Source organism: Nocardia flavorosea NBRC 108225, assembly GCF_001613385.1.
Classification (GTDB): Bacteria; Actinomycetota; Actinomycetes; order Mycobacteriales; family Mycobacteriaceae; genus Nocardia; species Nocardia flavorosea.
On sequence record NZ_BDCG01000013.1, the window covers coordinates 36,553 to 61,606 of the forward strand.

A 25,054-nucleotide genomic window follows, 5' to 3' on the forward strand; every position below is an offset into this window, starting at 1 on the left:
ACTTGCGTCCGCGGAACCGCTGCGGGCCTGTCAGAGGAGGGCGGTGCGAGGGGCTTTCAGGCCGAGAGCGGTCACGCCGGCGAGTTCGCGGGTGGTGTCGTAGTCGAAGACCACGTGACCGCTCAGTACGTCCACATCGCGTTTCAGGCGTTGCATCGGGTGGTCGGTGAAGTGGACGCTCGCGCCGGAGGCGTGCAGGAGGTCGGCGATGATCGTACGGGATTCGCGGACGATATAGGCGGCGGCGAGGCGGGCCTGGGCGCGGACCGGAACCTGGACGGGAGCGCCGGCGTCGAGTAGGGATTCGATTTCGGCGACCGTATCGTCGAGCAGGCCACGCAACGCGCGCAACCGCACCCGTGCGTGGCCGAGGTGCGCCTGAGCCAGGGGTTTGTCCTGCTGACGGGCACCGCCTTCGTACAGGAGGATGCGGCCTTCGAGGCGGTCGGCGTAGATATCGGTGGCTCGTTCGGCGGCCCCGAGGGCGGGCATCGAGGCGGCGAGGGCCAGGGCGGGAACCAGGGGCCAGCGGTAGGTCGTGGCGTCGTGCACGGTGGCACCGGGGGCCGATCCGCTGTTGATATCGATCGAGCGGACCAGCCGGTGATCACCGACGTGCGCGCCCCGGATCACGACATCGTTGGAGCCGGTGGCGCGCATACCTTCGGTATGCCATACGTCGTCGATCGTGATGTCGGTGGCGGGCAGCAGGGCCAGCGCCGGGTAGAGGCCGTCGTCGGGGCCGCACAGTGCGCCGACCATGATCCAGTTCCCGCCCATGACACCGGTGGCCCAGGACCAGCGGCCGGACAGGGTGATACCGCCGTCGGCAGGGATTCCGCGGCCGGTCGGCGCGAGCGGAGCGGGGCACAGGAACGGACCGCTACCGTACGCCTCGACTTGGGCTTGTTCGGGGAACAGGGCCAGCAGCCAGTTGTGCAGAGTGTAGAAGCCCAGGGTCCAGGCGCTGGAGACGCAGCCGTGCGCCATCCGGCGGATCGGGTCGAGGATGGTGGGGAATTTCTCCTCGCGGCCGCCGAATCGTTTCGGTACGAGATATTCGAGGAAACCGGAGGCCACCGCATCGGCGAGGGTCTGCTCCGGCAGGCGCCGCAATTGTTCTGCGGCCTGCGCCCTTTCGGCCAGCGTGTCGACGAAGTTCTGGGTGATTCCGGGAGTGCTGTCCGGCTCGGCCGCAACCATGATCGCGACCGTAACATACCCAAAAGTATGGAGTGGGCAGCTTCCGGAAACCGGGACTTCGACCGACATACCGCGGTAAATACTGGCATTTACTGGACTTCCCTGGAATCGCACCCTAGATTCTCCCCATGCCCACCGCCGAGGCGCTGGAACAGCGCATAGCCGAGCTGCGCACCCAGGTGCGCCGCGCCGCCGGTTCCGGTGACCGGACGGCGGCACGTCGGTTGCGCGCCGAATTACGCACCGCCGAAGCGGAATGGGACGCGGCAGTTCTCGGAACCCCCGCCCCCGCCGAACCACCCCGGCAGCACTCCGGCGCGGTGCCGGTACGCGAACATGTGCACCGCGCGCTCACCCTGCTGTCGGTGCCGGCCGCCCCGAAACTCGTGCTGGCGGTGCACGAGGCGTTCTTCTCGGGGGATCTCGTCGCGGCCCGGCTCACCAGCCTGCGCCGGGACGAGGAGCGGTCGTTCCGCGCGGCCCCGTACGCCCGCCCGTACTACATCTGCGCGGCCCTCACCACGGATCTGCTGGCCCCTGCCCGCGGACTGCTGGCGGTGAGCACCTGGCCGGCCGCGCAACGTATGGTCGGGCCGCTGAGTCCGCGGGTGGATCTGCTCACCGCCGCGACCCGGCTGGCCCGGCATCTGGCCGATCACGGCGATACCGCTGCGGGACAGCGGGTGCTGTGGCAGCTGGCGGTTTCCATCCCGGGCGCCACCGACGGGGGCGTGATCGACCCGGATGTGGTGCTTGCGGCCGCGGAACGCGAACTCGAGGTGCACAGAGAAGACGACATACAGCAGCGGGCCGACGCCGCGGAGCGGGCACAGCGGCAACTGGCGGATCCCGCGGCGCAATTGTTCGGCACACGGCTGACCGTGGCCGGACGGCGAAGGAACGAGGCCTGAGATGACGCTTGCGCACAAATCCCTGACCAACCGCCTGGACGAGCTGCGCGGTGCAGCCCCCACCAGCCGGCACAATGCCCGGACCATAGCGGCGCTCACCGCGAATCCGGGATGCGCGCGCCGGGCGCTGCTCGACGCCGCGGCAGTGGACAAAACCGTGATCGCCCGCGAATTGGGTTTTCCACCGCACTTCGGCCAGTCGCCGTTCGCGATCACCCGCGGTAACTCGTTCGAGGCGATGGTGAAATCGCACGGCTGCGCCGAACTGCTCCGGCTGTTACGCGAGGAACTGGGGCTGAGCATTCCGGAAGTCGGCTACCACGATCTGGCGACCGTCGGCGACAACGCCACCAACTCCATCCGCTACCAGCGCACGAAACAGCTACTGGGCCAAGCGCTCAGTTCAGGGCAGGGCACCCTGTTCGACCATCCGATGCTGCGTCTGGAGATCGCGGGCGCCACCGCCTATCTGGAACCCGATGTGGTGGCCCTGCAGATCGGCGGGAAGTTCTACGTCGTGGAGATCAAATCGTTCGCGATCGTGGACGGCCAGGCCGACCCCGCGCAGGTCGCCTCCGCGGCCAGGCAGTCGGCGGTGTACGTGCTGGCGATGCGGGAACTACTGCGCGAGCTCGGGTATTCGCCCGACGATGTGGCGCACGAATCGATCCTGGTGGCCGCGCGGGATTTCACGAACCGCCCGGTCGCCGCGAAACTGGATCTGCGTAAACAGCTCGCGGTGATCGGACGGCAGCTGTCACGGCTCACCTCCATCGATTCCCTCCTGGATCTGGTGCCCGCCGGCGCCTCGTTCACACCGGGTGAAGGGCTCTCGGATACCGTTTCGGCGATTCCGTCCCGGTACGCGCCGGAATGTATGTCCAGCTGTGAACTCGCATTCGCCTGCCGCGCCGAGGCCCGGGCGCAGGGGTCGGTGGATACGCTGGGCCGCGGGGTCTGTGACGATCTCGGCGGGATCGACAACCTCGACACCGTACTGGCGCTCGCCGAAGGCACTCTCGAACCCGCTCCGGAGCACGCCGATATCGCGGAGATGCTGCGCCAGGCGCAAACCTTGCGACTCGAGGTCGCGGGATGAGCGGGTCAGGTCCGGCGACGGGAGCGCCGTGTAACCACGCAGGGCCCCCGCTCGGCCTCATCCGGCACAGCACGATCGGGTCTGGCCCGGGGGCGGCAACACAGCGTAATCCGGCATGGCCCTCGCGCATGCACATCGGGCGCAGCCTGGCCCGGTCAGAGCGGGTGGCGGCAGCGCAGCACCTGCTCGTCCGCATCAGCCTCGGCATGAGCAAGTTGGGTGCGGAGGCGGCAACATGAGCGTGCTGAGCGCGCTGGCCAAGGCGACCGCGGCACGGACGGGCCGCGCCGAACCCATTGCCGCCCGGCGGCATTACCACCTCGCGGACCGGCCGCTGGTGCTCGTTCCGCTGCGGTTGGCCGGTGAGGCCGCCGCGCCGCTGGCGGTGATGCTCGGGACCGCGCCGGAGGATTCGACCGTGCTGCTCGTGGCGCAACCGCGCGACCGGATTCTGCGCCTGCGATTCATCGAGCAGCTGGCCGACCGTGTGCTGCCCTATATTTCGGCGTTCTGCGAAAACGCCGAGGAACTGACGGTCAAATCGACCGGCGAAACCTATCTGCGTTACCTGGACGCCCCGCAGCTGCTGGTGCCCAATCTCGGTGGTGTGCAGTTTCTGCGGCTGCTGGGGCGCTCGGTGCGGTTCCATCGCACCGAGGGCGAGAACGCCGTCGCGGAATCGCTGCCACTGCTGGGACGCTGGCTCACCTGGTTCGGCGACCGCTCGGATTTCCCGGGATCCAGTGTGTGCCTGGCCATGACCTCGGTGCTCACCGCACACTGGGCGTCGGGCCAGTCCGCGCTCGAGGATGCGAATCTGGCCGCCCTGCTCGGCTGGATCGACCCGCCCGCCGGGCTCACCGGCGCACAAGCCGCCGCCCTCGCCGAGGACCCGCTCACCTCACCACCCGCCGGTCCCGCCACCGACCCCGGATTCGACAACGAGGAATTGGCGCCGCTGATCGCCGCCTACGACGGCGCGGAACACGAATGGGCGAAAGTCATTGCCACCGAACGACTCGAACAGGCGTTGCGGGGTCAGCTGGAACCCACCTGGCGGCTGATGTGGCGGGCGGTGGAGCTGCTGCGCGAACTGCCCGAGGGCGCGAGCGTGGACCGGCGCTGGACCGACGACCGGTCGGCGTTCTCCTGGTTCGTCTCCGATATTCCGGAGGGCTATCCACAGGCCCGGCGCGACTCCGCCGTCTCGGCGACCCGGCGGCTGCTCAAACAGGAACAGGCCCTCGACACTTTCCAGGCGCAACGAGCGTTCGACGATCCGCGGGTACTGATCGAGTACCGGCTCGCCGGCGAAGCATTCCAGGGCACAGTTGCCGAGTGCGAGCCGGAGCGGCGGGCGAAACCGAAATCGCGGGAGGTCCCGCGGCCCTACGTCTGGGTGCACACCACCGATCCGTTCCGCGGCCGCGTCGGCGAAACCCTGTTCCGGATCGACCGGCCCGCGCAGAAAGCCGAAGTGGTCGCGGTCTCCGACGATGTGGTCCAGCTGGAGCTGGTGAGCGGTATGGGTCAGGGTAAGAACCCGGCCGTGGGCAGTGTGCCCGAAGAGGGCGATCCGATCGGTTTCGCGCGCTTCTCCCCCAGCGGATTCGGTGGGCCGCCCGCCAAACTCCCGCCGCGGGAGGAAACCCCCTGGACGCACGGTGGACCCCCGCCCGATCCGGCAGCCGAACACCAGGAGGAATGGTCTTGACAGCCTCCCGGCCCCGAAGGACCGGGCTCCCCCCTCGCGGACAGTTCCCCACCAGGCGCACGCAACCGAACGTGCGACGCACCAGCATTGTCTGCTCGGCGTCCGGGTAGGCCCGAACCTTGTACGCGGTCCGCACGATCACCGATTCACAGGAGAGCGCAATATGTGTAAGAACGCGGCACCTGCTGTGCACGCCATTTCTCCCCGCCCTGAAGGATGGGGCTTCCTGGCGAGCATCCGGTGAGTACAGCCGACGCGGTGATCGGCGCGATCCTCACCGATCTCGACAACACCGCGCATCGCGCGCTGGTCGTCGATTCACCGCCCGGCGCGGGGAAGTCCACGCTGGTGGTGCGCGCGGCGCGGCAGCTGGCGGCCGCCGACGACGAACAGCGGATGATCGTCGCGCAGACCAACGAACAGGTCGACGACCTCATCGATCGCCTCGCCACCGCCGATCCCGGACTGCGGATCGGGCGCCTGTCGGCCGGCGACTACCGGCCCAGTGCCCGGATCGACCGCGAGAACGTGGATGTCGCCAACCGTCCGGCCGACCTGGAGCGCTGCGCGATCGTGATCGGCACGGCCGCGAAATGGGCCACGCTGGACGAGGGCCGCTGGTCGTACGCGATCGTCGACGAGGCATATCAGATGCGCTCGGATATGTTGCTGCGTATCGCGAACCGGTTCGACCGTGGACTGTTCGTGGGAGATCCCGGTCAGCTCGACCCTTTCGCCACGGTCGATTCCGACCGCTGGGCGGGCCTGTCCTGGGATCCGACCATGAGTGCGGTCGCGGTGATGCTCAACCACAACGACGGTATCCCCGTGCACACACTGCCGGTGTCGTGGCGGCTACCGCCCTCGGCGGCGTCGGTGGTCTCCGCCGCTTTCTACCCGTTCGCCCCGTTCCAGGCCGGAACCCGGCCGGAACAGCGGCGGATGGAATTCGGCACCCGCGGGTTGCGGGGCCCGGTGGACGAGGTACTCGACGAGGCCGCGGCCCACGGCTGGGCCTACTACGAACTACCCGCCCGGCACACCCTGCGCACCGACGCCGAAGCGGTGGCCGCCATCGCCGACCTCACCTGCCGGTTGCTGGAACGCGGGGGTATCGCCCATTCCGAACAGGGCACCCGGGAGATCGACGCGTCCCGGATCGCCGTCGGCACCGCACACCGTGATCAAGCTCAGGCGGTGCGGGACGCGCTGGCTCCGACGATCGCCGCGGAGGTCACGGTCGATACGGCGAACCGGCTGCAAGGCCGCGAATACGATGTCACAGTCATCCTGCATCCACTTTCGGGCCGCCGCGACGCCGGCGCGTTCCACCTCGAGGCCGGACGGCTGTGCGTGCTGGCATCCCGGCATCGACACGCCTGCATCGTCGTCGGCCGCCGCGGAATCGACGAACTCCTGGACGCACACCCGTCCGCCGAACCCGTCTATCTGGGTGTGCCGGTGAAGTTTCCCGACGGCTGGGAGGCCAACCAGGCCGTGCTCAGCCGCTTGGCCTCCCACCGGATCCCGGCGCACTGACAACGGTTCGGCTACAGCGGCAGCGGGCGGATCCAGAAGCCGGCGGGATACACCGGGGTCGAGGTGTTCGCTATGGTCACGCTCCCCATCCAATACCCCGTTGTTGCCTGCGGAGTCAGTGCCAGGCCGAGTGGTGACGCACCGAAGGTCAGGTAGCTCTCGTTCGGGCCGTGCGGGGCCTGCCGGCCGGCGAAACGGTGCCCAGCGCATACCAGGTCCACCGATACCCGGTCTTCGAAGGCGTACACGCGGCAGTTCTGTAGTGGTGTGCCCGAGAAAGTGGTCGGGATGGGGCCCTGTGGTGGAGCGATCACCAGGTACTCCCCCGGCGGCACCACATTCCGGGGAATCCACGGATCATCCTGGGCGCCCGCGGACGCGGAGGCACCGCACAGCGCGGCGACAACCAGAACGAAACCGGCTGTGACAGAGCGGATTCTCATGGAATATCTCTCCTGACGCGTAGCCCGGCAGTTCGCACCTTCGACGTTCCGCGGCAGTAGCCGCCCTGCGACAGGCCCGCGGCACGATCGGCCGGGCCCCGCGATACCCCTGATTGCGCCGCCCGTGCCTACACGGTAGGCGGACCGACGAGCACGGTCCACCAGCAGCGGCTGCAGGGCTCGCCGCCCACCCGGTTCGGCGTCGGCCACCGGAAGGGGTTGCGCTCCGATTGCCATGACCGCGGTGGCAAGGCACCATTGCGGGCATGCGAGTCGTGATCGAGCTTCGCCCCGCCCCCGAACAACTTTCCGCCGCAACCGGTTCGGTGTCCGGGATATCCGCCACCGATCTCACCGGCGAACTCCCGGGATTCGCTCCGGACTCCGGTTTCTCCCCGGTGGCCCTGCCGCCGGGCGCGCGGGCGGCGGGCGATACGGCGCAGCAGGCAACCGGCTCGTACCTCGTGCGCGGGGAGATTCCCGACGGTGACCGAGCCGCCCGCGACGCGCTCGCCGCTGCCGCGGGTGTGGCCGGGGTTTTCGCGGATCCGGTGATCGAACCGGTACTCACCTGCGGTGACGACGGCGCGGTGGGTGACTGGAACAAGGTGGCCGAACTGCTGGGTCGCGCGGAACTCACCGCGGCCGGGCTCACGGGCGAGGGTGTAGCGGTGGCTGTGCTCGATTCCGGGATCGACGCGGAGAAGGTCCGGGAGGCGGCCGGCGGCGAGATCGCGATCGATACCGCGCGCAGCTGGAATCCGGCGGGAGTAACCGGTAAGGCCGGTGAATTCGCCGTGGGGCACGGCACCATGTGCGCGTTCGACGCGCTCATCGCGGCCCCGCGCGCGACCTTCCTCGATATCCCGCTGCTGCAGAGTTCCCGGACCGGCGGCAGTGAGATGGACGGTCTGCTCTCCGATGCCCTGGCTGCCTTCGCGCATCTGCGCACCGTGCTCACCCAGCAGCCGGAGGACCGTCGCGCTCTGGTGATCAGCAACAGCTGGGGCGCGTTCTCACCGCAATGGGATTTCCCGGTCGGCGACCCGGGCAACTATTCAGACAATCCCGATCACCCGTTCAATGTCATCGTCGGATCCCTGGACGCGGCGGGCGCCGATATCCTCTTCGCCGCCGGTAACTGCGGCCGGGACTGCCCGGACGGGCGCTGCGCCTACCCCGAGCGCCCGATCACCGGGGCGAATTCACATCCGAATGTCCTATCCGTGGCCGGTGTGGATACCGGCGGTCAGCGGGTGGGGTATTCGTCGCAGGGGCCCGGCCGACTGGCCGACCGCAAACCCGATATCTGCTCCTACACCCATTTCCTCGGTTCCACCGCCTTCGGCGCGGATGCGCCTGATACCGGGACCTCCGCGGCGTGCCCGGTGCTGGCCGGGGTGGTCGCGGCATTCCGGACGAAATGGCCGGCCACACAGATCCCGCCGGCCCGGCTGCGCGAACTGCTGCACAGCACCGCAGCCGACCGGGGTGGCGCGGGTTTCGATCACGATCACGGATACGGCATCGCCGAACCCCGCGCTCTGCTCGCCGAACTCCAGAAGGCGGCCGCCCGGGCGTAATCTGGATTGATGCCGCTGCTGACCGTCGAACTGCCACCGGGCTCGGTGCTGGCCGATGCATTGCAGGCGCTGGGTCTCGCCGAGGACGAGGTCGACCGCGAATACGGGCTCATCGCGGTCGACCCCGACGCCGGTCGTTTCGCGTTGCGCGTCGGAGCTGCGGCCGCCGCCCGGCTGACAGGTTCGGCAGCGCGGGTATTCGCCGATCCTCCTGTCGGATCCAGCACCCCCGACGAACCCGCGGATCGACCGAAAAACCCCGAATAACCAGCTATTTCACCGATTTTCACGGGCTGTCCCCGAACATATGGGGTGCTGTGACCGGTCACAGGATGTGGTATCCGTTGCTCGTGGAAGGAACACCGTTCGGTCGCTACCGGCTGCTCGATCTACTCGGGGCCGGAGCCATGGGGGAAGTACACCGCGCCTACGACACCGGAACCGACCGACTGGTGGCGGTGAAGGTCCTCGCACGCGAGTTCGCCCACGACGCGGTGTATCGCAAACGTTTCCAGCGGGAAGCACAGGTCGCGGCGCGACTGGCGGAACCGCATATCGTGCCGATCCACGATTTCGGCGAGATCGACGGCCGCCTGTACCTGGATATGCGCCTGGTGCAGGCACCCAACCTGGCGGAACTGCTCGCGGAGCGGGACCGGCTGGAACCCGGCGAAGCGGTGGAGGTGATCGCCCAGATCGCCGCGGCGCTGGATGCGGCGCATGCCGAAGGTCTCGTGCACCGGGATGTGAAACCGTCCAATATCCTGGTCACTTCCAATGGTTTCGCGTATCTGATCGACTTCGGGATCGCCCGCAGCGACGAGGACACCACAGTCACCACCACGGGCGCCGTGATCGGCACCTTCGCCTACATGGCTCCGGAACGGCTCGCGGATGACGAATCCGACACTCGTTCGGATGTGTACTCGCTGGCCTGTGTGCTCTACGAATGCCTGGTGGGGGCCAAGCCCTACCGCGGCGAGAGCATGCAACGGCAGATCGCCGCGCACCTCAACGACGAGCCACCGCTACCGTCGAACGCCGGTGTGCCGCGACCGTTCGATGCCGTGATCGCCAAGGGGATGGCCAAATATCCCAGAGACCGCTACGAAACGGCCGGTGCACTGGCAGCCGCCGCCCGGGCAGCGCTATGGGAACCACCGACGGAAGAGTCACCAGTTCCCGCCGCCGCACCGGTTCCCGCCACCCCGGCACCGGCATCGGATCCGGCCACCCCGGATTCGGCAACTCGAGACCCACGTACTTCTCCCCCTGGCACGCCGGTAAGCCCCGCGGAACCGACCCCGGTGCCGACGGCCAACCCGGCTCCGATCACTACGCCGGACCCCACCCCGATCACTACTCCGGACCCCACCCCGATCGCGTTTTCGGACCCCACTCCGGTTGCGGCTCCGGAATCCACGCCGGTCGCCGCTCCGACTCCGCGGCCACCGTGGCGGGCGATTATCGTGATGTCCGTGCTGGCGCTCGCCGTCGCCGGGACATCGGCGCTGGCCCTCACCCGGGACAACAGCACACTCGTCACCGAAACCCCCGATAAGGCTCCCCCGGCATTGAGTACGACCATCCGCCGGCCGGCCCCCTCCACACCTGGTCCGGTGCCGTCTGGACCGCCGCCCGTCCTCGCGCCGCCGGTTTCGGTCACGGAATCGGCGCCGGTCACGCCGGTGGCGCCCGGTGGGCCCGTCGCGGATCCCCCGCCGCCGGTGTGGACCGAACCCGAACCACACCCCAGTGCGCCACCGCCACCACCACCGGTCACCACGACCCCGCCACCCCCGGTCACCACCACAACCACCGAACCCACCGAATCCGAAACCACAACTCCGGAAACAACCACGCCGACCACGACCGCGCCGGAGACGACGACTCCGGAAACCACGGTGACCACAACCGAAGAAGAAGGCGAGGAAGTAGCGGAAGACGGCAGCGCCGACGCCACCGGCAGCACCATCGCGACCTCGTCTGCCGTCGGGCCGACAGACGGCATCGCTATCTCCCCCTCGGGCGGATCCGCTACGGAAACCACCGCTTCCTCGTCCACCGGGACTGCGGTCGATACCGCCACCCCTTCGCCTACCACCGGAGTCACGGAGGGCACCACCACCCCACCCACCAACGGAACCGGCCGGCAACCCGCCCCGGCCTCATCCACCGACCGCATCACCGCGCCCCCGTCCACCGCAGCCGAATCCCGCTGACTCCGGGGCCAGGATTTCGGACACGCTCACGACCCGGTACTCCGCCACGCCGACCCCGGCGATGTCCGCGCACTGGTTTCCGGTCTACGGTCTGGCCGAACCACGCATGCTCCGCGGCGCCTCGAAACGAGTCGAATCACACAGCACTCACCCGCTGCGCCCGCGCCATAATCGAGCCAGGACGGGCAACGGTGCCCGATACGGGAGGTGGGGATGACCGGCGAATCCAGCGGACAGCAGCGGCGGGCGGTCGTGGTCGGGGCAGGTATCGCCGGACTCACCGTGGCTGTCGCACTGCGGCGGCGCGGCTGGCAGGTAGAGGTCCTCGAAAAGGCCACCGAGGTGGGATCGGCGGGATCCGGGTTGAGTCTGTGGCCCAACGGTTTACGTGGTCTCGATACGGTCGGCGTCGGCCCGGCCGTCCGGGAACAGGCGCTGTCGGCCACCGAAGCAGGGATGCGAGATCCGGCCGGCCGATGGCTGGCACGGACAGACGTCTCCGGAGTCCGCGACCGCTACGGCGATCTGGTGATGATCCACCGGACCGACCTGTTCGAGATCCTGCGCGGGGCGCTCGGAGACGACTCGCTCCGGCTCGGTGCCACGGTGGACGCGGTAGATGGCACCGGCAGCGGTGTCCGGGTCCGGCACAGTCTCGGTACTTCCGAGGCGGATCTGGCGCTCGGCGCCGACGGCATCAACAGCACTGTCCGGGCACTGCACTGGCCCGATGCCGCGCCACCGGAATACGCGGGTTACACCGCCTGGCGGTCGATCGTCCGGCCCCGCACACCCGTAACTTCCGGCGGCGAAACCGTCGGGCGCGGGGACCGTTTCGGTATCGCCCCGCTGCGGGATGGCCGGGTGTACTTCTACGGCTCCGCCACCATGCCCGCGGGTACCGACAGCCCGGGCGGCGAACTCGCCGAGCTCCGCCGCCGTTTCGCCGACTGGCACGATCCGATCCCGGATCTGCTGGCCGCGACCGATCAGGGGACACTGCTGCGGCACGATATCTACGAACTGCCACGGCTCGACAGCTATGTGCGAGGGCCTATCGCCCTGCTCGGGGATGCCGCCCACGCCATGACGCCGAACCTGGGGCAGGGCGCGAATCTGGCCATCGAGGATGCGGTCACCGTGGCGGCCCTGCTCGACCGGCACCGGGATATCCCGTCCGCCCTCGCCGAATACGACCGGATCCGGCGGGCGCGGGTCGAACCACTGCAGCGGTTGTCGCGCCGGATGGGAGCCGCGCTCCAGGTGTCCTGGGCGCCGGCGGTGGCGATACGCGATGCGATCATGCGGTTGACACCCACGGGCCCGGCGCTGCGCGGCTTGGCACCCGTGCTGAATTGGCAACCGCCCAACTGAGTTCTCGTGCAGGGCTCCGCTCCTTCGAGCCTCACCCGGGCCGGCGCATCGAGGGCCGGCTTGACACCGTCGGCGGCCGGGTCCTACACCCATTCCTTGCGCGCCAGGTCCAGGATTACCGGGTGCATCAAGGTGGAGGGTTGCTCGCCGGTATCGCGGCGGTCGGGCGCGAAGACCTTGGCCGCCTGCAGACTCGTCTGGTCGATCGACCGCAGCGGAGCCGGTGGGTCCAGGCGCAGTTCGGGGTCCGGGTCGCGGGTGGCGAGCAGGAAACCCCAATCGCCGAAGCTCGGCACATCCACGTGGTAAGGCAGCACCGTCAGCCCTGACGTACGAACAGTCGCCGCGATACACCAGTAGGAGTGCGGAGCGAAGAATGGCGAACCCGCCTGCACCACCATGGTGGCTTCCGGAGCCAGTACCCGGGCAGCCATAGCGTAGAACTCGGCGGAGTAGAGCTTGGCAATGGAGGTCTGATCCGGGTCGGGCAGATCGACGATCACCGCGTCGTATTCCTGATGAGCGGTTCGCAACCAGGTGAACGCGTCCGCGGTGACCGTCCGGACGCGGGGGTCGGCGAAGGAGTTCCGGTTGAGTTCGGTGAGCCGGGGGTCGGTGCGGGCGAGCTCGATCATGACCGGGTCCAGTTCGACCAGCGTCACGGTGCGGACGTCCGGGTATTTCAGGATTTCGCGCAGAGCCAGCCCGTCACCACCGCCGATGACCAGGACGTTCTCCCGGTTTCCGGCGAGCGCGGGATGCACCATCGCCTCGTGGTAGCGGTACTCGTCGACGGAGGAGAACTGTAGGTCGCCGTTGAGGAACAACCGGGTGTCGCGGGTGCCGAACGGTGAAGCCGATTCGGTGAGCACGATCTTCTGGTATTCGGTCTGGTGCTGCCAGACGATCGGTGCCGCGAACAATGCCTGCTGGGCGGTGGCTTCGAACCGGTCGGCGTAGATATAGCTACCGATCAGGACACCCGCGACTAGCAGGGTGACCATACCGAAGGTCGCTTTGACCAGATGCGATAGATCCGCGCGGAACCAGATGAACACCAGCGCCAACCCGGCCAGCGCGTTCACCACACCCACGATGAGGCTGCCGCGGATCTGCCCGAACACCGGCAGCAACAGGAACGGGAATGCCAGACCACCGAGTAGCGCGCCCACATAGTCGGCCGCGAACAGGTCGGCGACCGCGCTGCCCGCCTCCTGTTTACGGATGCGCTGGAGCAATTCCATCAGTAACGGGATCTCGGCACCCACCAGGGCACCGATCACGCAGGAGGCCACCACCAGCGCCGCGGTGTAGAGGTTGAGCCAGGCATAGGCGGCGTAGAGGCCCAGCACCGACAATCCGCCGACGAGCGCCAGCGCGATCTCGACCGCCAGGAACGCCGGCGCCGCCAGATGCCGCAGCGGTTTCGCGACCAGCGCGCCGATCCCCATCGCACACACCATCACGCTGAGCGTGATCGAAGCCTGGGTGGCGGTGTCACCGATCAGATAACTGCCCAGCGTCACCAGGGACAGTTCGTACACCAGACCACAGGCCGCGCAGATGAAAACGGTGATGAGCAGGGCGATTCTGGGGAACCGCCCAGGCACTCCCGGCTGTTGTAGCCCGGAGTCGGCCGCCACGCCGCCGGGCTCCAGCGGCGGCTGTTCGGCTGTCAGAGTGCTCGCCGACACCTTTACGTGAGCGCGGAGGCGACCACGGCCGCGACCGCGATATGCACCGCGGCGCTGACCCACACCCCGGGATGCAGTTCGTGTTCATTCACCACACCCCGGAATTCACCCGGCGTCGCGAAGTCCAGCAGAAGGAACGCCAGCCCCATCGCGACCAGGCCGACGATCCCGTAGACCGCGCTCGAGATCAGCGCCTGCCCGATCGCCCCGGCCGAAGTCCAGATCGCGGTGGCGACGATGATGCCGACACCGAGCATATTCGCCGCGACCAGCAGGGCGGCGTTGCGATTGCGTTCGATCCAGATCTGGTGCCGCAGGTTACCGGGTGTGAGCACATCCACCAGGACGAATCCGAGCACCATCAGCACGATGCCGAGGCCGGAGTAGGCGGCCGCGGCACCAGCGGCCGCGGGCAGGTCTTGGAGCATTGTTTCCTCCTGGAAGGGGTCGATAGGACGCGCGGCGGAGCCTATTTTCCGTCGCCGGAACCGCCGCCGCGGAAACCGCTGTTATTGCTGGGCCAGCCGAAGACACTGACAAAGGCGTGGTGGCGCCGGTAACCGTTGCGGTAGTCGTCGACCAGGATTTTCGATCCGGAACCGTACGGGGAGATCGCGATGATGTCGTCGCGATACTGCAGGAATGTCGCCGGTCCACTCGTACGCCGGTCCAGCGGCCGCGCCGCCTTGGTGATCTCGTCGGCGACCGCACCCGGTTGTTTGTTCGCGGTATAGGCGCGGCCGTTGTTCTTCTCGTCGAGGTTGGCGGCACGGGTGTAATGGGAAGTGATGTAGGAGCGCGCGCCGTCACCGTCGTCGGACCCACATCCGGACAGCACGCAGGCGAGGATCGCGCAGACGGCAGCAATCACCCAGGATTTACGACTCACAGAAAACCTTCCCCCGTCTGGTACCCAGCCCGTCCGGTAATGCACCTACTCAAGACGGCGACTGCGGATAAATCATAATCGCACTGCGGTACAGAACCTGTCCGATTGCCGCTTCCTTCTTCCCCGAATCCCCGAAATCCTCGAACGACAGGCGAGTTCCGTCCTCGGCGAGATAGTCGTAGTAGGCGACCGTCCCGGAGGGGGTCAGCCCGGTAGTCGCCTCTCCGACGTAGCGGGCGGTACCCGACTCCTCCAGCCGGAACCGTTTTCCGTCGTGCTCGAGCTCGTCACCGCCGGGCGCCGGGATACCCGGCGTCTCCGTCCACAGCACCAGCTCGAGCTCGGGGTCCTCCTCGACCGACAGCCATTTGCGGATCCCCTTGGCGTTGTCCAGCAGATGCTCACTCCACTGGTAGCCGCCCTCCGTCAGCCGCAATGAGCCTCGCACGGTGTAGGTCTCACCGAAGATATCGGCGATATCGCCGGCCTTCAGCGCTCGCGGGTCACCGCGCAGAGCATCAGAATCCTTGTCGGCGAACGGGTCGACCGGTCCGGACGGCGCGGCCGGCTTACTCCGGCGCTGCATAAGCAGGTAGACGACTATGCCCGCCAATACGAGCACAACGACCAGCACGACGATCCACAATGCGGTGATGGCTGCCTCCCTCCGGCGATCTCAGCGGAGACTAGCATTCCCACCCCCGCCTCGCCGCTCACCGCGGTGGACTGCCCTGGGCGCCCGGTTTCGTCGCCGTCGATACCCCTGTCATATGGCGGCCGGCGATATATCGGAGGTCGGTGAATCCGGCCGCGCGCAGCGACGGGGTGTAGCGCCGGATATCGACCTCCTCGAACGGATCGGAGTCGTGGTGGCGGGCCGAGCGGCTGAACAGGAACCGCATCCACGCCGTCGGGTGGGCGTCGGCGAGCAGCAACCGGCCGCCCGGGCGCAGCACTCGCCACATCTCGGCGATGGCCGCTTCGCGGTGCTCTTCGGGGATGTGGTGCATGACGAAGGTGCACGTCACCACATCGACGGAAGCATCGGGCAGCGGCAGTGCCTGCGCCGGCGCCTGGATATACCGGTGGTTCGGGTGCACGTCGCGGCGGCGGTTGTAGTCGATCGCGGCGGCCGACGGGTCGATCCCGGTCACACTGCCCTGCGACCCGGCCTTCTCGCCCAGTGCGCGCATGAGTTTTCCGGGGCCACACCCGATATCGACGACATCGTCCCCGGGCCGGGTGCCGCTCGCCCGGACCAGTTCGGCGAGCAACCGGCGATGCCGGCCGAGGAACCATACGGTGGTGAACAGGTTGTATCGCCGCATCCCCTCGATGATCAGGCCCGTATCGGGCGCATCAACGAACATCGGGCTGCGGGTGTGCTGATCTGATGTCATGGGTCGATCGTCGCCACCGCGTCCGCTGTCGACCAGAATCAGATATGCCCGATCCGTCCGTTTCCGGACAGGTAGGGCGGAACTGTCCACCGAGGAAGACCTATGAGCACCCCTGACCGCAGGGTCCGGCGCACCCGGGAGACCCTGCATCGTGCCCTCATCGAGCTGATGATGGAGCGCGCCTACGACCGCATCGGCGTGAGCGATGTGATTGCGCGGGCGGATATCGGGCGCTCCACGTTCTACGCCCATTACCGGGACAAAGACGATTTGCTCGTGGTGAGCTGCGGTGAACACCTGCGCCAGGAGATCGCCCGCTCGTCCGATCGCGGCCGCTGGGCACCGGTGCGGGTGATGATCGGCCTGGCCGCGCGTTTTCCGCAGGTCTACGAGCCGTTGATCGGGCCGAAGGCTTCGGTGACGGCCCTGCGCGGGTACCGCAGCAGTGTGGCCGCCATCCTGCGCGAGCACCTCGACGAGCAGTCCGGCCCCGGCGCCGACGACCTCACTGTCACCACACTGTCCTGGGCGCTCGTCGGCCTGCTCACCGCGGTCACCGACCGCACGAACCCGGTCGCGCCGGAACTCGCCTGGCGCCGGTTCGAGGCGATCTGTCGCGCCGGGTCCTCGCAGATCGAAGGCGGTTGACCACGGCCGAAGCGAACGCACGGACCCCCGCATACCGACCTCCGGCTCGGCTGTTCGTGCGCGCTCCGCGACCCGTGCCGCATATTGTCGCCCGATCGGTTCGGCGACCGTATTGTTTCGGTGATGAGCACTGTCCAGGACCGTGGCCCGGTGTTCGGCGGGGTGAAGATCGGCCGCCCCGCGACCGGCGCACTGATCGATGCAGGGTATCGGACGCTTGCCGATCTACCGGAGCACCTGGACGAGTTGCTCGCACTGCACGGCGTGGGTCCGCGGGCGGTGCGGTTGCTGGATGCGGCGCGGCGCGGCGAACCCGCCTGATATCCGTCACCCCGCCCGCGACGGCCGCGGTCGGCCTGGACAGCCAGAGCCGGTCAGTCGCCGGAGTGGCGGCCGAGGTCGGGCCAGGGTGGCCGGCGCAGGATCGCGAGGCTGGTGATCACGGCCGCGAGCAGGCCGATCAGCTCGCCCATGAGCGCGATCCGGTTGATATCCACGGCGGGAACCCATGTCGCGGCGCCGTCGCGGACGACGAAAACCCCGGCGGGCCGCATCACCGGGCTGACCACGCCGCGGCGGGCGACGGTGATGACGATCGCGCCGTCGGCGGTCTCGAACGGTTCACCGTAGACCGGTGCGGGTTCGGCCGCCGTGAATCCCAGTCGCTCCCGAATCGCCATGCCGTGCGCCCCAATCGCTGTTGGCCGGTATCTGCCGCCACCATCGTGCCGGTGCGGCGAAGCCTACGGCCCGGCCCGCCCACACCACGGGATTTCGCTGCCGCAGCATTCAGTGCCCACGGCGCGGGCGACGGCGGATGGGAATGCCATCGGTTCGGGCCCGGGCGGCCGCCGTGTTGCGGCAGCGTATTCCCTCGGGGCAGTTGCGGTACTTCCCGGATTGCCGGTGACGGCCGTCGGGCACCGCGCCGAACTACAGACCACCGGACAGGCCGCCGAAGGCAGATGCGGAACCATCCGCACCACCCCTCGTCCCCTCGGCCGGCCTATCCGGTTGGCTGTCCACCACCGTCAGACACTCCACTTCTCGGGATGCAGATGATGCTGGACGAGCGCGTTGGCATGCCCGTGACCGAAACCGTGCTCCGTCTTCAGGAATTCGACGAGCTCCTTGTGCGACGACACCCCGGAATCGCGCAGGGTGTTCTTCCACTCCTCGATACTGCGGCCGTACTTCGCCTCGATGGACGGGAAGTAGGACGCTGGGCCTTTCGGCTGTGCCGCCATATTCGGTCTCCTTGTTCCGCACGACGTTCCTCGCATAGGACGGCACCTCGATCGAAAACTCGTCGAGGAGCGAGTTGTGACCCCGAACACATATCGCTGTGGCACCGGCATTCACTGGTACAGGCGCAGCATCGCGCCTGCCAGCTCCCGGATCCGTTCGCGCGCCTCCGGTGGCCCGGTGACGAGGAAGTCGTCGGCGAACTGCAGAAGTTGCCGTACATCCTCGACCACCCGGCACGCCACACCGATGGACACCCGGCCGTCCGCCTCCGGCGACAGGACCGTCAAGCGGGTTCCGAGGATGCGTTTCGCGCGTTCCAGCTGACCGGCGATCAGCTCACCCTCGATCCGGACGGCTCCCGCGGTTTCCCAGCCCACCGACAGTTCCGCGGCGACTGCCTGCAAGGTCGCTCCGGGCCGCAGCCGCCGGGGCGTGCGCAAGGGGCGCCAACCGGCGACCCGTTCCAGCGAATACAGGCGCGGCATGGCCGCATGGTCGGCCACCAGATACCACCGGCCGCCCTTGGCCAGCAAACCGTAGGGGTCGACGATCTGCCAGGCCGGTCCGGCCTCGTCCGACCGGCGGTAGTTCACCCGCAACCGGACACCGCGCCGCAGGTCGCCGAGTAGTTCCGCGGGCCCGATCCCCGCACCGGGCGGCCCGAACCAGGGCCGGTTGTCCGTGGTGACCACCGCATGCACCGGCAGCAGATTCTCCGGCCGTGTCCGTCCCGGCGCCACCTTGCTCCTGGCCCGCCGGCTGTCCACCCCGCCACCGAGCTGGTCGCGCTGCGCATCGTCGAGACCGGACAACGCGAGATGGTCGCGCTCGGCCGGGGTGAGCCGGGCCAGGTCCAGGGCACCGCCGGGCAGCAGTGTGACTCCACCGCCTCTCCCCTGCCGGACCAGAATCGGGAACCCGGCGTCCTGCAGCCATTGCACGTCCCGGAACACCGTCCGCACCGATATGCCCAGCTCCGCCGCCAGATCTGTCGCTATGACGGTTTCCCGGGACTGCAGGAGTATCAGCAGGGAGAAGAAACGATCGGGCGTCATACCGGAACATTCTTCCGAAAACCTGCCGGAATCTGTCAGGTATGGAAGCGAATCTCGTCTTGTCCACAACGACGGCAAGAGGAGAACATCCCCATGACCCCACCGAACATGTTCATCGTGTACGTCCGCGACGCGGCCGCCGCCGCCCGCTTCTACGGCGACCTGTTCGAGATGAAGCCCGTATTCGAAACCCCGCGCTTCATCGCCTTCGACCTCGGCGGCGGCATCCAGCTCGCCGTGTGGAGCGGCGTCGAGGAGGGCTTCTCCTTCACCGGATCACGCACGAGCGAACTCTGCCTGGCCCTGCCCGGCGGGCCCGAGGAGATCGACAAGCACTTCCGGAAGTGGGTCGGCAAGGGCGTCGATATCGTCGCCGAACCCTATGACGAGGTCTTCGGCCGCACTTTCGTGGTCGCCGACCCCGACGGCAACCTGATCCGCGTCGCCCCGGTGGACTGAGACCCTCGAGTGCGGGGCCGCCGAGCCCCGCACTCGGCACGGGTTACGCCCGTGGGTCCACTGTGTTCCCGCAACGGCATCGGGTGCGAGAACATCGACGGCGGTGCCGACCGGCCCGCGACATTGCACGAGACGCGGTGATTCCGCTCTGCTTTCCGTTTCGCACTACTCTCGTTCTCCAGTGCCGGATTCCGGTTCCGGCCGACGCGAGGGGGTCGCCGATGCGACATGTGCTCAGAGGCGTGGTGCTGTCTCTGCTCCTGGTACTCGCCGGAGTTACGCAGGCAGGCGTGGCAACGGCGCAGGACCCCGGCCGACCGGTGGTGAAAGTCGGTACCGAGGGCACCTATCCACCGTTCTCGTTCCACGATCCGGGCGACCGGCAGCTCACCGGCTACGACATCGAGGTGGTCCGGGCAATCGCCGCCCGGGCCGGCTGGGAACTCGAATTCGTCGAAACACAATGGGACGCGATCTTTCCCGCCCTGGATTCCGGGCGGATCGATATCATCGCCAACCAGGTGTCGACCAACGACGAGCGCCGGGCGAAATACGGGCTGTCCGATACCTACACATACTCGCGCGGCGTGATCGTCCGGCGCACGGGCGACGAGCAGATCCGGACGCTGGACGATCTGGCCGGGCGCACCACCGCGCAGTCGAGTACCAGCAACTGGGCGCGGGTCGCCCGCGACGCCGGCGCAAACGTCGAAGCGGTCGAAGGCTTCGCGCAGGCGGCGGCGTTGCTCACCCAGGGCCGTGTCGACGCGATCGTCAACGACAACATCGCCGTGCTCGATTACCTGGCCAGTACCGGGTCCACCGATATCGAGATCGCCGGCGATGCCGGCGCGGAGACCAGCGAACAGGTCCTCGCCTTTCGTAAGGACGACGCGGCGCTGCTCGACCAGGCGAACCGGGCACTCGCCGCACTGGCGGCCGACGGAACACTCGCCGCCATCTCACAGAAGTATTTCCGTGCCGATGTCTCGGTACCGGACGGCGGCACCGCCGACCTGTCGGAAGGTCGCGGCTCCCGCAGCACGTGGGAGGTGCTGCGCGGGGCGGCGTGGCCGATGTTCGCCGGCTTGGTGAAGGTGACGATCCCGCTGACCGCGCTGAGCTTCGCCATCGGCCTCGCGCTGGCGCTACTGGTCGCGCTGGCACGGATATCGTCCTATCGGCTCCTTGCCGCGCCGGCCCGCGCATTCATCTCCATCATCCGCGGCACACCACTGCTGGTGCAGTTGTTCATCGTCTTCTACGGGCTGCCACAGATCGGGCTGAAGTTCGACCCGTTCCTCGCGGCGGTGATCGCGTTCAGTCTCAACGTGGCCGGCTATGCGGCCGAAGTGATCAGATCGGCGATTCTGGCGGTGCCGAAGGGACAGTTCGAGGCCGCGGCGACGGTCGGTCTCGGGTATGCGCAGACCCTGCGCCGCATCATTCTCCCGCAGGCGACCAGGACAGCAGTGCCACCGCTGTCCAACACGCTGCTCTCACTGCTGAAGGACACATCGCTGGGTTCGGTGGTGCTACTGACCGAGTTGTTCCGCGAGGCCCAGCTCGCGGCGGCCGAGAGCAACGACTTCCTCGCCCTGTACACGTTCGCCGCGCTGTACTACTGGTTGATCTGTGCGGCCCTCTCCGCCGCCCAGAAACGACTGGAGACCCGACTCGACAGGTTTGTTGCCACATGACCGACAGCACTGAGCACAACACCGAGCCCGCCCGGATCCGGGTCAGCGGCCTCGAGAAGTCCTTCGGCGAGCGGCAGGTGCTGCGCGGCCTCGACTTCGAATCCCGGCGCGGCACCTCGACCGTCCTGCTGGGCCCCTCGGGGTCGGGCAAGACCACAGTGCTGAGGTCCCTCAATGCACTGGATATCCCGGAACGCGGGGTGGTCGGCATCGACGATGTCGAGATCGACTTCGCCCGGCTTCCCCGCGGCCGGGCGGGGCGCCGGGAAGCGAGCCGCCTCCGCGCCCAGAGCGGAATGGTCTTCCAGTCCCACAACCTCTTCCCGCACCGCACGGTGCTGGAGAACATCATCGAAGGCCCCGTCGTCGCCCAGCAGCGGCCCCGGGACGAGGCCGTCGCCGCAGCCGAGGCTCTCCTGAAGCAGGTGGGGCTCGGTGACCGCGCGGACGCCTACCCCTTCAAGCTTTCGGGAGGCCAGCAGCAACGCGTCGGAATCGCCCGCGCCCTGGCCCTGAAACCCCGAGTGGTGCTGTTCGACGAACCGACCTCGTCGCTGGACCCCGAACTGGTCGGCGAGGTACTCGCGGTCATCAAAGACCTCGCCGCACAGGACTGGACGATGGTGATCGTGACCCACGAGATCCGATTCGCGCAGCAGGTAGCGGATCAGGTCCTGTTCCTCGACGAGGGCGCCATCGTCGAGCACGGCCCCGCCGGCCAGGTGATCGGCGACCCCCGCGAAGAGCGGACACGCCGCTTCCTGAAACGCGTCCTCGACCCAGGTTAGACCGGCCGCACCACGGCGATCGCTCGGCGCAGCTACACGGTTCTATAAGCCGGCCCCGGGCATGGGTCTGCTCGCTCCCGTTCCCTTGTAAGGAGACCGTCCACGCGTAATCCACTAGAAGAGTTCAGGTGTCGCCGGTGGCGCATCGTCGAGGAAAGAACTCACCATCGGCACCAAATGCCGCCGACTCCCCGCTGATACCGATATGCCGGGGGCGCTTGCGGGCATCGGCGCCGAACGAACTCTCCGACGACGAATACCAGTCCATCCTGTTGGGCCGGCTCGACCTCGACCATCGGCAGCCTGCGGCGCTGCGCCGCGATCGCATCCAGTTCACGAGTGGCGGCCTTCTCCCGCTTCCGCAGGTCGTCGAGCGCGGTCTGCCATGTCTGCCGGTCGACGATCGGCGGCAAAGCGCCGACAATGTGCTCGGTCTGTTTTCTCCCGAAGTCCGGATATATCTGCTCTGGAAGTGATGACCGGAGCCGCGCACAGAAATCATCGCTCTCGCGGGCGCGGAAGGAGACATCGATATCGGCGGGCCGGGCGATCCCTCGCAGCGCATACCGATGGCCTCGGCCAACCGTGCTCGCGACACCTATGTGCTTCTGTGGGCGGATACAGACGAGTCCACCCGCCGAGTGATCTCGCGATCACCGAGCGGGTGGACTCGAAACCTTCTACTGCTTACCCACTTGCGTACCGGACGCCGGCCGCAGGGGCGCAACCGCAGGTCGGGATCACACGTCGAAGTACAGCTCGAACTCGTACGGGTGCGGGCGCAGGTTCACGGGGGCGATTTCCTGCTCACGCTTGATGGTGATCCAGGTTTCGATCAGGTCCTCGGTGAAGACGTTGCCTTCGGTGAGGTACTCGTGGTCGGCCTCGAGGCGGTCGATCACCGATGACAGGCTGGTGGGGGCCTGCGGGATGTTCTTGGCCTCCTCCGGCGGGAGCTCGTAGAGGTCCTTGTCGACCGGGGCCAGCGGCTCGATCTTCTTCTTGATGCCGTCCAGGCCCGCCATCAGCATGGCGGCGAAGGCCAGGTAGGGGTTACCCGAGGAGTCCGGCGCGCGGAACTCGATGCGCTTGGCCTTCGGGTTGTTACCGGTGACCGGGATGCGGACCGCGGCGGAGCGGTTGCGCTGCGAGTACACCAGGTTGATCGGGGCCTCGTAGCCGGGGACCAGGCGGTGGTAGGAGTTCACGGTGGGGTTGGTGAACGCCAGCAGCGACGGGGCGTGGTGCAGGATGCCGCCGATGTAGTGGCGGGCCAGATCCGACAGTCCGGCGTAACCGGCCTCGTCGTGGAACAGCGGCTTGCCGTCCTTCCACAGCGACTGGTGGGCGTGCATACCCGAGCCGTTGTCACCGAAGAGCGGCTTCGGCATGAAGGTGACGGTTTTGCCCTCGGCCCACGCGGTGTTCTTGACGATGTACTTGAACAGCTGCAGATCGTCGGCCGCGGCCAGCATGGTGTTGAACTTGTAGTTGATCTCGGCCTGACCGGCGGTGCCGACCTCGTGGTGGCCGCGCTCCAGCTCGAACCCGGCGTTCTGCAGGTTGGTGGAGATCTTGTCGCGCAGGTCGACATAGTGGTCGTAGGGGGCCACCGGGAAGTAGCCGCCCTTGTTACGGACCTTGTAGCCGCGGTTCGGGCTGCCGTCCGGGTTGACCTTCGCGCCGGTGTTCCAGGAACCGGAGATGGACTCGACCTCGTAGAAGGCGCCGTTCATCTGCGAGTCGTAGCGCACCGAGTCGAAGATGTAGAACTCGGCCTCGGCGCCGAAGAACGCGGTATCGGCGATACCGGTGGACCGCAGGTACTCCTCGGCCTTGCGCGCGATATTGCGCGGGTCGCGGGAGTAGGCCTCGCGGGTGAACGGGTCGTGCACGAAGAAGTTCATATTGAGCGTCTTCGCCGCCCGGAACGGGTCGATCTGCGCGGTGCTGTAGTCGGGCAGCAGCAGCATGTCGGACTCGTCGATGGACTGGAATCCACGCACCGAGGAGCCGTCGAACGCGAGGCCCTCCTCGGCGAGGTCGGCGGTGAACGCCTTCGCCGGGATGGAGAAGTGCTGCTGTACACCGGGCAGATCGCTGAATCGGATATCGACGTATTCGACATCCTGATCCGCCATGTACTTGATGACCTCGTCGGCCGTGCTGAACGTCACTTAGCTCTCCTTACGGATAGATCCCAGCCAGTATCGAGTGCGGGGCGTCGCGATCCGACGGTATGGACAGGGTGTTTCCCGGCCGTCAAGGGTTTGTTTCGCCAGTGTTACACGTGCCGCACGGCACGTGTCTTCGGCCACGCCACGGACATTACCGCGCTCCATACTGTCCGCACAGTCTCGCTGGACCGGTATGCAGGACATTGTGCACAGCAACCGCCCGATATGCCGGAAACGGCGAGGCCTATCCTGGGGTTCATGGCACGTGTTACCGGATCCTGGCTCACCGGACCCACCGAGACACCGGGCGATCCGGAACCGAGCGAATACGCGGGCGAACATATCGGGCTTCCGCGTACCGGCCCGGGATCGCTGGTCGGGATGGCCCGGCGGATCACGGCGATGGCCGTCGACTGGGTGATCGCCATGGGTATCGCCGCGCTGATCGTGCGACCGAACCCGGACCGGATCATCGCCGAGACCGAGCTACCGCCGGGCGTCGCCGAACCCACAGCTTTCGAAGCCGTATCGGGGGCGCTGAGCACCCCGACCTGGATGGTGTGGATGGTGATCGGACTGGTCGCGGTGGCGCTCTTCGGGTTCACACCCGGGCAGTACTTCCTGCGGTTGCGGGTGATCCGGATCGACGCACCCGTGCGGGTCGGTTTCGTACGTGCGCTGGCCCGGCAGATTCTGCTGACCTTCGTGGTGCCGGCACTGTTCACCGATGGCGACGGGCGCGGAATGCACGACCGGGCCACCGGCACCGCGGTAGTGCGTACGCGCTGAACCCTGTCTACGACGGCGCGGGGTTTCGGGGCCCTATGGGTCTCGCCTTCACTCCCAGCCCGGGCCGCTGATTGCTCGTGGTGGTGTTACCCAGCTCCCAGCAGGCACTCCGCGTCCCA

The 25,054-nt window shown here is 67.7% G+C and carries 25 protein-coding genes and 2 pseudogenes; 14 read left to right on the plus strand and 13 right to left on the minus strand.

The window, feature by feature from the left end:
• Positions 1-30: 30 nt before the first annotated feature.
• Entirely contained in the window at positions 31-1,203 is a 1,173-nt protein-coding gene (locus NFL01S_RS15920; protein WP_062976037.1) for an acyl-CoA dehydrogenase family protein, read from the minus strand.
• Between the two features lie 128 nt (positions 1,204-1,331).
• On the opposite strand from NFL01S_RS15920, the gene NFL01S_RS15925 reads away from it, so the two are divergent.
• The 3 genes from NFL01S_RS15925 (at position 1,332) to NFL01S_RS15935 (ending at position 4,927) form a co-directional block, all read left to right on the plus strand.
• Positions 1,332-2,114: a hypothetical protein gene (locus NFL01S_RS15925; protein ID WP_062976039.1), complete on the plus strand. Its 783-nt coding sequence runs from the start codon at positions 1,332-1,334 to the stop codon at positions 2,112-2,114.
• Between the two features lies 1 nt (position 2,115).
• On the plus strand, positions 2,116-3,213 hold the full coding sequence (locus tag NFL01S_RS15930) for a hypothetical protein (RefSeq protein ID WP_062976041.1): 1,098 nt from the start codon (positions 2,116-2,118) through the stop codon (positions 3,211-3,213).
• Between the two features lie 235 nt (positions 3,214-3,448).
• Positions 3,449-4,927 (plus strand): hypothetical protein, encoded by a 1,479-nt coding sequence (locus tag NFL01S_RS15935; protein ID WP_062976043.1) that lies wholly within the window; start codon positions 3,449-3,451, stop codon positions 4,925-4,927.
• Between the two features lie 61 nt (positions 4,928-4,988).
• Here the strand turns inward: NFL01S_RS15935 and NFL01S_RS37465 are convergent.
• Positions 4,989-5,120: pseudogene (locus tag NFL01S_RS37465) on the minus strand (helix-turn-helix domain-containing protein); the annotation flags it as partial.
• Positions 5,121-5,167: 47 nt separating this feature from the next.
• Here NFL01S_RS37465 and NFL01S_RS15940 point away from each other — a divergent pair.
• Positions 5,168-6,466: an AAA domain-containing protein gene (locus NFL01S_RS15940; RefSeq protein WP_218019621.1), complete on the plus strand. Its 1,299-nt coding sequence runs from the start codon at positions 5,168-5,170 to the stop codon at positions 6,464-6,466.
• An 11-nt stretch (positions 6,467-6,477) separates the two neighbouring features.
• Here NFL01S_RS15940 and NFL01S_RS15945 read toward each other — a convergent pair whose 3' ends face one another.
• The gene (locus tag NFL01S_RS15945) at positions 6,478-6,909 is read right to left on the minus strand and encodes a hypothetical protein (protein ID WP_062976047.1); all 432 of its coding nucleotides are present in this window, start codon (positions 6,907-6,909) and stop codon (positions 6,478-6,480) included.
• 266 nt (positions 6,910-7,175) lie between these two features.
• On the opposite strand from NFL01S_RS15945, the gene NFL01S_RS15950 reads away from it, so the two are divergent.
• The 4 genes from NFL01S_RS15950 to NFL01S_RS15965 all read left to right on the plus strand — a co-directional run bounded on the left by NFL01S_RS15950 (position 7,176) and on the right by NFL01S_RS15965 (position 12,088).
• A complete protein-coding gene (locus NFL01S_RS15950; protein WP_062976049.1) occupies positions 7,176-8,492 on the plus strand; it encodes a S8 family peptidase in 1,317 nt (438 codons plus the stop codon).
• 9 nt (positions 8,493-8,501) lie between these two features.
• Positions 8,502-8,759, plus strand: a complete 258-nt coding sequence (locus tag NFL01S_RS15955) for a hypothetical protein (RefSeq protein WP_062976603.1) — start codon at positions 8,502-8,504, stop codon at positions 8,757-8,759.
• 50 nt (positions 8,760-8,809) lie between these two features.
• A complete protein-coding gene (locus tag NFL01S_RS36965; protein WP_245670718.1) occupies positions 8,810-10,714 on the plus strand; it encodes a serine/threonine-protein kinase in 1,905 nt (634 codons plus the stop codon).
• Between the two features lie 213 nt (positions 10,715-10,927).
• Positions 10,928-12,088: an FAD-dependent oxidoreductase gene (locus NFL01S_RS15965; RefSeq protein ID WP_062976054.1), complete on the plus strand. Its 1,161-nt coding sequence runs from the start codon at positions 10,928-10,930 to the stop codon at positions 12,086-12,088.
• Positions 12,089-12,171: 83 nt separating this feature from the next.
• On the opposite strand, the gene NFL01S_RS15970 is transcribed toward NFL01S_RS15965, so the two are convergent.
• From NFL01S_RS15970 to NFL01S_RS15990, 5 genes are all read right to left on the minus strand, one after another.
• The gene (locus NFL01S_RS15970; RefSeq protein WP_084492801.1) at positions 12,172-13,698 is read right to left on the minus strand and encodes a polyamine aminopropyltransferase; all 1,527 of its coding nucleotides are present in this window, start codon (positions 13,696-13,698) and stop codon (positions 12,172-12,174) included.
• A gap of 86 nt (positions 13,699-13,784) precedes the next feature.
• Entirely contained in the window at positions 13,785-14,210 is a 426-nt protein-coding gene (locus NFL01S_RS15975; RefSeq protein ID WP_062976056.1) for a DUF350 domain-containing protein, read from the minus strand.
• Positions 14,211-14,251: 41 nt separating this feature from the next.
• Entirely contained in the window at positions 14,252-14,671 is a 420-nt protein-coding gene (locus NFL01S_RS15980) for a DUF4247 domain-containing protein (RefSeq protein WP_062976058.1), read from the minus strand.
• Between the two features lie 49 nt (positions 14,672-14,720).
• The gene (locus NFL01S_RS15985) at positions 14,721-15,305 is read right to left on the minus strand and encodes a DUF4178 domain-containing protein (protein WP_245670719.1); all 585 of its coding nucleotides are present in this window, start codon (positions 15,303-15,305) and stop codon (positions 14,721-14,723) included.
• 79 nt (positions 15,306-15,384) lie between these two features.
• A complete protein-coding gene (locus NFL01S_RS15990; protein ID WP_245670720.1) occupies positions 15,385-16,071 on the minus strand; it encodes a class I SAM-dependent methyltransferase in 687 nt (228 codons plus the stop codon).
• 102 nt (positions 16,072-16,173) lie between these two features.
• Between NFL01S_RS15990 and NFL01S_RS15995 the strand changes: the two genes are divergently transcribed.
• Entirely contained in the window at positions 16,174-16,719 is a 546-nt protein-coding gene (locus tag NFL01S_RS15995; protein ID WP_062976060.1) for a TetR/AcrR family transcriptional regulator, read from the plus strand.
• Positions 16,720-16,842: 123 nt separating this feature from the next.
• A complete protein-coding gene (locus NFL01S_RS16000; RefSeq protein ID WP_062976061.1) occupies positions 16,843-17,040 on the plus strand; it encodes a helix-hairpin-helix domain-containing protein in 198 nt (65 codons plus the stop codon).
• Between the two features lie 53 nt (positions 17,041-17,093).
• Here NFL01S_RS16000 and NFL01S_RS16005 read toward each other — a convergent pair whose 3' ends face one another.
• The 3 genes from NFL01S_RS16005 to NFL01S_RS16015 all read right to left on the minus strand — a co-directional run bounded on the left by NFL01S_RS16005 (position 17,094) and on the right by NFL01S_RS16015 (position 19,022).
• A complete protein-coding gene (locus NFL01S_RS16005) occupies positions 17,094-17,399 on the minus strand; it encodes a hypothetical protein (RefSeq protein WP_062976063.1) in 306 nt (101 codons plus the stop codon).
• Between the two features lie 351 nt (positions 17,400-17,750).
• Complete coding sequence (locus NFL01S_RS16010; RefSeq protein ID WP_062976064.1) at positions 17,751-17,966, minus strand: DUF4287 domain-containing protein; 216 nt, start codon at positions 17,964-17,966, stop codon at positions 17,751-17,753.
• A gap of 111 nt (positions 17,967-18,077) precedes the next feature.
• The gene (locus NFL01S_RS16015; protein ID WP_062976065.1) at positions 18,078-19,022 is read right to left on the minus strand and encodes a helix-turn-helix transcriptional regulator; all 945 of its coding nucleotides are present in this window, start codon (positions 19,020-19,022) and stop codon (positions 18,078-18,080) included.
• Positions 19,023-19,115: 93 nt separating this feature from the next.
• On the opposite strand from NFL01S_RS16015, the gene NFL01S_RS16020 reads away from it, so the two are divergent.
• The 3 genes from NFL01S_RS16020 to NFL01S_RS16030 all read left to right on the plus strand — a co-directional run bounded on the left by NFL01S_RS16020 (position 19,116) and on the right by NFL01S_RS16030 (position 21,969).
• Positions 19,116-19,481, plus strand: coding sequence for a VOC family protein (locus NFL01S_RS16020; protein WP_062976066.1), 366 nt, complete (start codon positions 19,116-19,118; stop codon positions 19,479-19,481).
• 221 nt (positions 19,482-19,702) lie between these two features.
• The gene (locus NFL01S_RS34515; protein ID WP_084492729.1) at positions 19,703-21,181 is read left to right on the plus strand and encodes an ABC transporter substrate-binding protein/permease; all 1,479 of its coding nucleotides are present in this window, start codon (positions 19,703-19,705) and stop codon (positions 21,179-21,181) included.
• The gene (locus NFL01S_RS16030) at positions 21,178-21,969 is read left to right on the plus strand and encodes an amino acid ABC transporter ATP-binding protein (RefSeq protein WP_062976067.1); all 792 of its coding nucleotides are present in this window, start codon (positions 21,178-21,180) and stop codon (positions 21,967-21,969) included. Before NFL01S_RS34515 ends, NFL01S_RS16030 begins: the two co-directional genes overlap by 4 nt.
• A 284-nt stretch (positions 21,970-22,253) precedes the next feature.
• Here NFL01S_RS16030 and NFL01S_RS34520 read toward each other — a convergent pair.
• A pseudogene (locus NFL01S_RS34520) lies at positions 22,254-22,394 on the minus strand (DUF899 family protein); the annotation flags it as partial.
• Between the two features lie 315 nt (positions 22,395-22,709).
• Positions 22,710-24,146, minus strand: coding sequence for a type I glutamate--ammonia ligase (glnA, locus tag NFL01S_RS16040; protein ID WP_062976071.1), 1,437 nt, complete (start codon positions 24,144-24,146; stop codon positions 22,710-22,712).
• Between the two features lie 258 nt (positions 24,147-24,404).
• Between glnA and NFL01S_RS16045 the strand changes: the two genes are divergently transcribed.
• Positions 24,405-24,935 (plus strand): RDD family protein, encoded by a 531-nt coding sequence (locus tag NFL01S_RS16045; RefSeq protein WP_062976073.1) that lies wholly within the window; start codon positions 24,405-24,407, stop codon positions 24,933-24,935.
• Positions 24,936-25,054 lie beyond the last annotated feature (119 nt).